Origin of the sequence: Thermococcus sp. (assembly GCF_027063845.1) — an archaeon.
In the GTDB taxonomy this organism is placed as follows: domain Archaea; phylum Methanobacteriota_B; class Thermococci; order Thermococcales; family Thermococcaceae; genus Thermococcus.
This window is the reverse complement of sequence record NZ_JAMOQU010000034.1, coordinates 1-1,461: the sequence shown is the minus strand read 5'-3', so window position 1 is coordinate 1,461 and position 1,461 is coordinate 1. Positions and strand designations below refer to the sequence as shown.

Genomic DNA, 1,461 nt, shown 5'->3' with positions numbered 1-1,461 from the left:
CTTGGAAGAACCCCAAGGACATGAAGCCCGAATATGCGGCCCTCCAGGAGCCACTCGGAAACGCGGTTGATACCGTTTTAGCCGGCCCGATAGCGGGCAGGAGCACGCTCATAACCGGAGCCGGCCCACTCGGGCTGCTCGGAATAGCAGTGGCCAAGGCAAGCGGTGCTTATCCGGTCATAGTCTCCGAGCCCAGCGACTTCAGGAGAAAGCTCGCCAAGAAGGTTGGGGCGGACTACGTCGTCAACCCCTTCGAGGAAGACCCAGTCGAGGTCGTCATGAGCATAACCGATGGAGCTGGTGTCGAGGTCTTCCTAGAGTTCAGCGGCGCACCGAAGGCCCTTGAACAGGGCCTTAAGGCGACGACTCCAGGAGGAAGGGTCTCGCTCCTCGGCCTCTTCCCGCGCGATGTCACGCTCGACTTCAACAACCTCATAATCTTCAAGGCCCTGGAAATCCACGGCATCACTGGAAGGCACCTCTGGGAGACCTGGTACACCGTCTCAAGCCTCATCCAGAGCGGAAAGCTCAACCTCGACCCGATTATCACCCACAAGTACAAGGGCTTTGACAAGTTCGAAGAGGCCTTTGAGCTTATGAGGGCAGGCAAGACAGGTAAAGTCGTCTTCTTCCCCCAGGAGTGATTTTTCCTCCTTTTCTTTCACCGCAATTCTTAAGTAAACCCTTCCGCATTTCAAGCGGAGGTGTTGGAATGGAGCTGAGCTACCAGGAAAAGCTCACCCTCATCAAGCTCAACGAACTGAAAAAAGCGAAATTCGAGGAGCTCGTCAAGGAGACCGGACTTGACCAGGTAGCGGTTATGAGAGCCGTCCTCGGCCTGCAGGCGAAGGGCCTGGCTAAGCTTCACGAGAGGAGCGAGAGGGTCGTTAAGCTCACCGAGACGGGAAAGAAATATTCTGAAATTGGTCTCCCCGAGTGGAGGGCCCTAAAGCTCCTCCGCGAGAGAGGAAAGGTTACTCTCGACGACCTTAGAGAAGTCCTCAGCGACGACGAGCTTAAACCGATAGTCGGTCTCCTCAGGAAGGAGGGCTGGGCGAGCGTCAGGAAGGAGGACGGCAAGCTAATCCTTGAAATCACCGAGAAGGGGCTTAGAGCTGAGGAAAGACCTATTGACAGGGCCCTCAAGCTCCTCGCCGAGAAAAACGTTGTCCCAGTCAAGGAAATCGAGAAGCTCATTCCTGTCAAGGAGCTCAAGAGGAGGAAAATAGGAGAAGAAGAGACTCTAACCGAGAGGGAAGTCGAGATTACTCCGGAGGGCGAAAAGCTTGCGCCAAAAGTCGAGCTAAAGAGGGAAGTTTCCGTCCTAACGCCGGAACTCATAAAGTCAGGCAAATGGCGCGAGGTAGAGTTCAGGCGTTTTGATATAAAGGCCCCCGTGAGGAGGATTTACCCGGGCAAGAAGCAGCCCTATCGCGCTTTCCTCGACAAGATAAGGAGAAG

2 protein-coding genes are annotated in these 1,461 nt (G+C 55.1%); both read left to right on the top strand.

Features of this window, described 5'->3' with window-relative positions; translation table 11 throughout:
- Window positions 1–644 (top strand): zinc-binding dehydrogenase (locus tag MVO87_RS02970; RefSeq protein ID WP_297552112.1); only part of this gene is annotated, 644 nt, incomplete at its 5' end.
- Between the two features lie 68 nt (window positions 645–712).
- Window positions 713–1,461 (top strand): phenylalanine--tRNA ligase alpha subunit (locus tag MVO87_RS02965; RefSeq protein ID WP_524540268.1); only part of this gene is annotated, 749 nt, incomplete at its 3' end.